At 49.7% G+C, this 8695-nt stretch carries 7 protein-coding genes and 2 pseudogenes; 8 read left to right on the plus strand and 1 reads right to left on the minus strand.

Annotated elements, in window-relative coordinates; genetic code table 11:
• Positions 1–389 (plus strand): NAD-dependent epimerase/dehydratase family protein (locus ACKTT2_RS01315; protein WP_407883180.1); only part of this gene is annotated, 389 nt, incomplete at its 5' end.
• An 84-nt stretch (positions 390–473) separates the two neighbouring features.
• Positions 474–668 (plus strand): hypothetical protein, encoded by a 195-nt coding sequence (locus ACKTT2_RS01320; protein WP_407883182.1) that lies wholly within the window; start codon positions 474–476, stop codon positions 666–668.
• A 200-nt stretch (positions 669–868) separates the two neighbouring features.
• Here the strand turns inward: ACKTT2_RS01320 and ACKTT2_RS01325 are convergent, their stop codons facing one another.
• Positions 869–1006: a hypothetical protein gene (locus ACKTT2_RS01325; protein ID WP_407883184.1), complete on the minus strand. Its 138-nt coding sequence runs from the start codon at positions 1004–1006 to the stop codon at positions 869–871.
• A 579-nt stretch (positions 1007–1585) separates the two neighbouring features.
• Here ACKTT2_RS01325 and ACKTT2_RS01330 point away from each other — a divergent pair.
• From ACKTT2_RS01330 to ACKTT2_RS01355, 6 genes and pseudogenes are all read left to right on the plus strand, one after another.
• On the plus strand, positions 1586–2989 hold the full coding sequence (locus tag ACKTT2_RS01330) for a family 2B encapsulin nanocompartment shell protein (RefSeq protein ID WP_407883186.1): 1404 nt from the start codon (positions 1586–1588) through the stop codon (positions 2987–2989).
• 215 nt (positions 2990–3204) lie between these two features.
• On the plus strand, positions 3205–4074 hold the full coding sequence (locus ACKTT2_RS01335; RefSeq protein ID WP_407883188.1) for a geranyl diphosphate 2-C-methyltransferase: 870 nt from the start codon (positions 3205–3207) through the stop codon (positions 4072–4074).
• Between the two features lie 95 nt (positions 4075–4169).
• Entirely contained in the window at positions 4170–5363 is a 1194-nt protein-coding gene (locus ACKTT2_RS01340; protein WP_407883190.1) for a family 2 encapsulin nanocompartment cargo protein terpene cyclase, read from the plus strand.
• 85 nt (positions 5364–5448) lie between these two features.
• Positions 5449–6852 carry a family 2B encapsulin nanocompartment shell protein gene (locus tag ACKTT2_RS01345; RefSeq protein ID WP_407883192.1) on the plus strand — a complete coding sequence of 468 codons (1404 nt, stop codon included), beginning with the start codon at positions 5449–5451 and terminating at the stop codon, positions 6850–6852.
• A 322-nt stretch (positions 6853–7174) separates the two neighbouring features.
• Positions 7175–7978 (plus strand): annotated as a pseudogene (locus ACKTT2_RS01350) (IS701 family transposase); the annotation flags it as partial.
• A 72-nt stretch (positions 7979–8050) separates the two neighbouring features.
• A pseudogene (locus tag ACKTT2_RS01355) lies at positions 8051–8695 on the plus strand (transposase); the annotation flags it as partial.

The following is an 8695-nucleotide window of genomic DNA, read 5'->3' on the forward strand; positions in this document are numbered from 1 at the left end:
CTGCGCTACTTGGAAACTCTGAGGACACGCCGGATGAAATAATGGCAGTCAATCTTCTCGGAACTTGGCATATTCTAAGAGCAGCAGCAGAGGCAAAACTCAAACGTGTTGTTTTTTTCAGCAGTGTTGATGTATTAGGAATCTTTAAAGGTGAGAGAAAACCAGATTATCTTCCTTTAGATGACAATCATCCTTGTTATCCAACCACCCCTTATGCGGTTTCTAAGCGCCTTGGTGAAGAAATGTGCAGATATTTTACCGATAGCACAGGTATCCCAACTATTTGTTTGCGACCACCAGGTGTTTTTGATGAAGAAACTTACGATTTTATTATTTCCAATCGGCAAGCCAATCCCGAGTCAAGAAATGGCTCAATCCCTCCTTCCTGAAGTGGATTGGCATGGTGGCCATGAATATGAACGTAAGCCTTACAAAGCTCTTATTAACACCCAACTTGCTACAGAAGTCCTCCAATGGGTTCCGCGTCATACATGGCGACCACGAAACAACTAAATTTACTACAAAAAGGGGAAGGAGAAGCAGCCGACGGCTGCTTCTCCTTCCCTAAAATAATGATTATTATTCTTTTAATTGGTGATTTTATTGCTTGGAAGTCCCCTAATAGCTCTGCTAAAAACACCGAAACCGTTGTCAATCCGCTTGATTGAGTCATAACTATGCCAAAACTCCACATTGCTAGTACTACTGCTTGCGGTTTTGATAGATTGGCCATTTTTTCTATCCCACATTCCGCATTTCGGTTTGTAGTATACCTTGTCTGATAATTCTATGAGTATAAATACTGTTATTTTAGAGAATTTAGCGATCGCAACGGATCAAACTCTCGGAAAAATTTAAGCATAAATACTCAGATTTTGTGATGATTTTTAGAGAATTGGCGATCGCCAATTGCTTCTGTTAGCATACTACATTTTGAAGTACGGAATGTGGGTTCTATCACTGTTCTAGTCCATTGTCTTAATTCCTCATTTTTTCCTACTTGCATTCTCCCTCCCACACCCTAAACTTATTCACCCTATTTGCTGTGCATATTTTTGCGGTTTGGCTTCAGTTGTGTATTTTACCGCCTGAACTGCCCCTTTCTTAAATCCCTACCTTTGAAAGCTGCCCCTCCGCCCCTTCTTCGCTTAAAGCTTGTGAGAAATGCGGGTTAACCGCTTTTATGTCCTTCAAGTCACAAACTGTTATATTACTTATTATTTTTTTTTAATTTGAATTATTCACTTAACTGTCTACTTTAATGATAGTTAAATATCTTCAACTCCCATTGTATTTTGTTCTTAAGAACTGAGATTATTCCATAGACAACTGTTGTGGCTATTTTTGGAGATAGAGCAAAGATAAATCTTGGCTGAAGATGTATGACAAAATTTCTTAGTGGTTTTGAGTTGGTGCGGAACACGAATCTAGTCATTCAAAACCAGCAATTGATAGTCAATCAGTAATATATTCATTCAGACTCTTGCACAATGAAAGTTTCACTAAAAAGCCACTTATTTTTATTTAAGTAGGCACAGCAAAAAGTAGATTACCTTAAACAATCTCACGACATTTTGGCAAAAATATGTTTACAGAAGATGTGAATTCTAATGGGCAGACGCTAGCGGAACAGTCGAGCCTGAGTACTCGGGCTGCGAAGCAGTTAGCCACAACCACCAAGACCGCTCCGCAGATGCAGGGCATCACCTCACGCTGGATCAGCCGCCTGCTGCCTTGGGTGCATCTGCGCGGCGGCTCTTATCGCGTCAACCGCCGCTTGACCTATGCGCTGGGTGATGGTCGCGTCACCTTTACGAACGTCGGGTCAAGGATTCAGGTAATTCCCCATGAGCTGCGCGAGCTGGCCTTTCTGCGCAACTTTGAAGACGAAACCGTCTTGAACGCGTTGGCCAACCGCTTTGTGCAGCAGGAGTTTCAACCCGGTGACATCCTAGTAGAGAAGGGAAACCCCGCCGACCAGATTGTGCTGATTGCTCACGGCAAAGTGAGCAAGATCGGTACGGGCAAGTATGGCGATGAGGTGGAATTGGGTGTGTTGATCGATGGCGACCACTTTCCCAGTCAAGCCCTTCTCGAATCCGAGGACGTATGGGACTTCACCATCAAGGCGATCACGCGCTGTACGGTCTTGGCGCTAACACAAAGCTCTTTTGAAGAACTGGTCAACCTCTCACAATCGCTTCGGGCGCACATCGAGGCGTTTCAAGCCCACCCCCCCAAGCCTCACGATCGGCACGGTCAGGCCGCCATCGAGCTGGCTGCTGGCCACAGCGGCGAACCCGTGCTGCCCACGACCTTTGTCGATTACGAAACCTCTCCGCGTGAATATGAGTTGAGCCTGGTACAGACGGTGCTGCATGTTCACACCCGCGTTGCCGATCTCTACAACGATCCGATGAACCAGATTGCGGAACAACTCAAGCTAACGGTGCACGAGTTGCGCGAGCGCCAGGAGTACGAGTTGGTCAACAACCAAGAGTTCGGCCTGTTGCACAACGCCGACCTCAGCCAGCGCTTTCCCACCCGCAATGGCCCGCCCACGCCAGATGATTTTGATGAGCTGATCACCCGCCGCCGCAATGCGCAGTACATTTTTGCCCACCCGCGTGCCATTGCCGCCTTTGGCCGCGAGTGCAGCAAGCTGGGTCTCTACCCCGACACCCATGATATGGGGGGCGAACGAGTCATGGCGTGGCGCAACATCCCGATTTTGCCCTGCAACAAGATTCCCATCAGCGACACCCAGACCAGTTCCGTGATCGTTGTCCGTACCGGTGAGGACAATCAAGGTCTGGTCGGTCTTCGACCCGCAGCGTTGCCCGATCAGCACGAGCCGGGGTTGAACGTGCGCTTTATGGGCATCAACGAGAAAGCCATCATCTCCTATCTCGTCAGCAACTACTTCTCCGCTGCCATCCTCGTACCCGATGCCGTCGGGGTGCTCGAAGATGTCGAGCTAGGACGCTAGTAAATCCCGGCAGAGGTACCTGAACAGTCAACTGTCAGCATCTTCACCATACACTCATTGAAACACCTATTGAGGAGTAAGTACTCATACAAAATTAATTGTATATTGTCATTACGAGTGCAGCGAAGCGAAACGAAGTAATCGCAAGCGTTTGGGATTGCTTCACTTTGTTCGCAATGACACAAATAATTTTGTATACCCACTTAACACATTCTATGGACATGCCCCAAACTATCACTGCCGACAATGTTTTGCGCAGCGAATATCAGAAGTCGGTTGCCAACTATTGGAACCAAGAAAAGAATCCCGTTAATCTGCTGCTCGGCCAAGTTGACGGCTATTACCACCACCACTACGGGATCGGCGATGTCGATTGGTCGGTGTTGGAGGCCCCCGAAGGTGAGCGCGACGATCGGATTATTCGCGAGCTGCACCGGCTCGAACACGCCCAGGCGGCCTTCCTGCTCGACCATCTGGGCGATGTCAAGCCTGATGACCGCGTGATGGATGGCGGTTCCGGTCGCGGCGGCACCAGCTTCATGGTCAATGAACGCTTTGGTTGTCAGGTCGACGGAGTGTCAATCTCAGAATCTCAAGTCGAGTTTGCCAACGACCAGGCTGCGCAGCGCGGCGTGGCCGACAAGGTCAAGTTCCACTTTCGCAACATGCTGGATACCGGCTTCGAGACGGGAGCCATGCGCAGCATTTGGACGAATGAGACCACCATGTATGTAGATCTGTTCAAGCTGTTCGCCGAGTTTGCACGCCTGTTGCAGGATGGTGGTCGCTACGCCTGCATCACGGGTTGCTACAACGACGTTACGGGGGGGCGCTCGCGGGCGGTCAGCCAGATCGATACGCATTACATCTGTAACATCCATCCGCGCAGTCAATATTTCAAGGCACTGGCGGCGAACAACCTCGTCCCGATTACCGTCACCGACCTGACTCCCCTAACGATTCCCTACTGGGAACTGCGGGCCAAGTCTTCGCTCGTCACCGGGGTCGAGGATTACTTCCTTACGGCATACAAAGAGGGCAGCTTCCACTACCTGCTCATCGTCGCCGATCGTATCCTTCGGTAAGGCTTATCCAAAACACAAACCGCACCATGGTGTGGTGCCTAGCGCGCATACTGCACACAGACCACACACCACCACTCTGATACAGGGATAAGAGTATGAAAGATACCAACCTGGATGATGCGAGTACCGCATTTTTATTCGGTCCGACCGGCCTCGGTACATCCGCCGCTCGTTTGGCGAGCGAGCTGGCCAAGGCTGCTCGTGCCGGTAACCTGGATTCACGGCTGCTCCAGGCAGACCTCGCCCCGGCGGGGGACCTCGATCCGGCATATGCAGAGAGATCCTGGGGCGATGGGACTGCCTCGCCGCTCTACTGCCCCATTACCGAGCGATTCAACGAGCCGCTGGCGGACGAGGTCGACGATCGGCTGGCGGCCTGGGCACTGGAGTGCGGGTTCGATGAGGACGAGGTGGAGAAGATTCGCAAGGTACGGTTCGGACGGCTGGTTATGCTAGCCCACCCGGACTGCGACGACCCAGATCGGCTGTTGATCGGTGCCAAGCTGAACATGGCCTGGTGGGCCGCCGACGACTACTACGCCGACGACAGCGAGCTCGGTGCGGATCCAATGTTGCTCCCCCCACGTCTCCTCTTGGCGATGACCGCCATGGACCCGCCACCCCCGGCGGGGGAATTTACTCCACCCCTGGAGGAGGCCCTGGCTGCGGAGCGCGTCCTCGTGGCCCTGGGCGCAGGCATCGACTACCTGGCCCAGTACGCCACACCCGAGCAAGTGCAGCGCACCTGTTACGCCACCTTCTCTATGTTTGTCTCTTGGAGTGCCTATGCGGCGTGGCGCTACAGCGACGAGTACCCGCCAGCCTGGAAGTACCTGGCTGCGCGCCAGCACGACAGCTTCTACACCTCCATGACTCTGCTCGACCCCATCGGTGGGTACATCCTGCCGGCGGATCTCTTCTTTGAACCCCGTGTCCGTCACGCAGCGTTCTTGGCCGGGACGGCCGTCGTCCTGGTCAACGATCTCCTTTCGGTCGCCAAAGATCTGGCAGACGAGCAGCCACCAGTCAACATGGTGCTACAGATTGCGGCGGATCGGGGCTGCTCTATCAAAGAGGCGACGGAGATCACCGTCAAGTTTCACAACGACCTGGTTCATGACTTTCGGGAACGCCACCAGAAGCTCCAGGCCGTGCCCAACGTGGAGCTTCAGCGGTTCCTGCGCGGATTGCGGGGGTGGATGGGCGGCGCGTTCGAATGGCACAACAGCAACCCGCGCTACAAGAACAGCAACGGTACCCCGCAGCTGGATTCACAATCATCAACCTAACCATAGAAGCATATATGGTTCAACGGGATTTTATATGGTTGAATAAACCAGAAGAGTTATGTGCACATAGAAATCAAGGTGAAAGATGACCGAAGACGTTAACCCCAATGGGCAGATGCTAGCAGAGCAGTCGAGCTTGAGTACAGATGCGGCGCGCAAGTTAGCCACAACCGCCAAGACTGCTCCGCAGATGAAGGGCATCAGCTCGCGCTCGATCAGCCGCCTGTTGCCCTGGGTGGAGCTGCGCGGCGGCTCCTACCGGGTCAACCAGCGTTTGACCTATGCGCTGGGCGATGGCCGAGTGACCTTTACCAATGTGGGGTCCACCATACGAGTGATCCCGCAAGAGTTGCGCGAAATGGCCCTGTTGCGGGAGTTTGACGAGGAAATGGTGTTGAACACGTTGGCAGATCGCTTTGTGCAGCAGGAGTTTCAACCCGGTGATGTGCTGGTGGAAAAGGGAACCCCCGCCGACCAGATTGTGCTGATTGCCCACGGCAAGGTCAGCAAGATCGGTACGGGCGAGTATGGCGATGAGGTGGAGCTTGCGGTGTTGGCCGATGGCGACCACTTCACCTACCAGGCTATCATCGAATCCGGCGATCTCTGGGACTTCACCATGAAGGCGGTTACGCGCTGCACGGTGTTGGTGCTGACGCAGCGGGCGTTTGAAGAGGTGGTGGCTTTCTCTGAATCGCTGCAAGCCCACATCGAAGAATTCAAAGCCCGCCCGCCAAAAGCCCAAGATACATACGGTCAGGCCGCCATTGCGTTAGCTGCCGGTCATACAGGCGAACCCGTGCTGCCCACGACCTTTGTCGATTACGAGACCTCTCCGCGCGAATACGAGTTGAGCCTGGTGCAGACGGTGCTGCGCGTCCATACCCGCGTTGCCGATCTCTACAACGAGCCAATGAACCAGATCGAACAACAGCTCAAATTGACTGTGCATGAGTTGCGCGAGCGCCAGGAGTACGAATTGGTCAATAATCAAGAGTTCGGCCTGCTGCACAACGCCGACCTCAGCCAACGCTTCCCCACCCGCAACGGCCCGCCTCACCCGGATGACATAGACGAGCTGATCACCCGGCGGCGCAATTCACAGTACATTTTTGCCCACCCGCGTGCCATCGCCGCCTTTGCGCGTCAGTGCAACAGAATCGGGATCGACCTGGAAAGTATCGATGTGGGTGGAAACCGCATTCCGGCCTGGCGCGGCATCCCCATCTATTCCTGTGGCAAAATCCCCATCGACAGAACGACCCAGACCACGTCGATCATCGTCATGCGTACCGGTGAGGACAATCAGGGCGTGGTGGGTCTTCAGCCTGCGGAGTTACCCGATCAATATGAGCCAGGGTTGAACGTGCGCTTTATGGGCATCGACGAAAAGGCCATCATCTCCTATCTGGTCAGCAACTACTTCTCCGCCGCTATCCTTGTCCCCGACGCCGTCGGCATTCTCGAGGATGTCGAGCTCGGGCGGTAAGTGTAGCGGCCAGCAATAAGAAAGCCCCGGACTAGCCTGGATTATTCATGAAGAAAAAAAAAGAAGTAAAAAATCAGAAATGAATATCAAAATTGAATGGCACTAAGAAAAGCTGAAACACTTGCGGATTAAGCAGTTTGTAATTGCTTCTGTAATTCGTGCCGGGGTTTTGTCATTACGGGGTAAGCTTTCGGGCGGCGTTTACGAACTCGTGGTTCACTTCTGCCAGGGCGATCGCTTACGACCTTGTGAACAATAACGCTCTTCCATCACTCTTATGAGAGAATAATAGAGTAAAATGTCGCAAACTCTTTGCTGGGCTATGTTTGGGGCAAGAAAACCTGCCGAAACGATAAAATTTATAGACGATTATTGTGAATGGTATAGAAAGCTGTTTCCAGAAGTGAGAAGTTTTGAAGCGTTTAAATATCTTCATGTGGGGATGATTTCAGATATTAAACGTAAAAGTCTGCCTGCAATATCGCGTGTGGTGGGATTAAGTAACGAACAAGGGCTATTGCATTTTTTAACAGAATCACCGTGGACGGTTGAGCAATTGAGAGAAGGGAGATTACAGTTAATACTACAAGTTCTCTCAGGGCGAGAAATCATACTAATTATTGATGAGACAGGAGATGCAAAGAAGGGGAATACGACAGATTATGTTAAACGACAATATATTGGGAATTTAGGAAAAATAGAGAACGGAATAGTAGCAGTTACAGCATATGGTTTATTTGAAGGAATGACATTTCCTTTAATGTTTGAAGTCTACAAACCCAAACAAAGGTTATTAGAAGGAGATGTCTATCAAACTAAACCAGAAATCGCTGCTTCTATGATTAGAAAACTCCGAGAAATGGGGTTTAACTTCAAGCTGGTACTAGCAGATAGTCTTTATGGTGAAAGCGATCGCAACTTCATAAGTGTCTTGTGCGAATTAGAACTAAACTTTGTAGTAGCAATTCGGAGTAATCATGGTGTGTGGCTACCTCAAGGGCAGAAAATTAGATATAATCGGTGGCGACCCTATAACCGTATATTTTCAGACAATAAGCAAGAAAAAAGATACATTCAAGAGATAGTGTTCGGCAAGCGTTGTGATGTTCAATACTGGCAAGCTACCCCTCTTCTGTCACTTTCCGGGTATTCTGAATAAAAGAATCAAAAGAAAAAACTCTGGAAGGTAAGCAGGGCAATGGATGTAGAATTACAAATCCTAAAACATTTGGCACTCTTACGCTCACCCAACAGTTGCGATCGTAGATGAATATTGTGCAGAGTATAAAGACTTATTTAAAGAAGTAAGGAATTATGAGTGCTTCAAATATTTACACATGGGGATAATATCAACGATAAAACGAAAATCGTTACCAGAGATAGCAAAGGTAGTGAGCATAAATTCGGCACAGTCACTACACCATTTTTTAGCAAATTCAGATTGGTCAGTAAATAAGTTAAAGAAACAATTAGATGGTCGGGCAATTACATTAGTAATAGATGAAACAGGAGATAAGAAAAAAGGTAAAAAGACTGATTATGTAGCTAGACAATATTTAGTAAGCGTAGGAAAAGTAGATAATGGAATAGTTTCAGTCAATGCTTATGGAGTTTGCGCTAATATAAGTTTTCCATTAATCGTCAAAGTATTTAAACCAAAAGGAACATTAAAGGAGTCAGATAAATATAAAACTAAAATAGAGTTAGCATCAGAGATAATTACAGAATTAATGGAATCAGGGTTCAATATTGAATTAATATTGGCTGATAGTTTATATGGTGAAAGTAGCCAATTTATTAGAAAAATTGCTGAATACAACTTAGCTTACGTTGTGTCAATTTC

It is taken from the genome of Scytonema hankhaensis NUACC26, from assembly GCF_045865695.1.
Lineage (GTDB): Bacteria > Cyanobacteriota > Cyanobacteriia > Cyanobacteriales > Nostocaceae > Scytonema.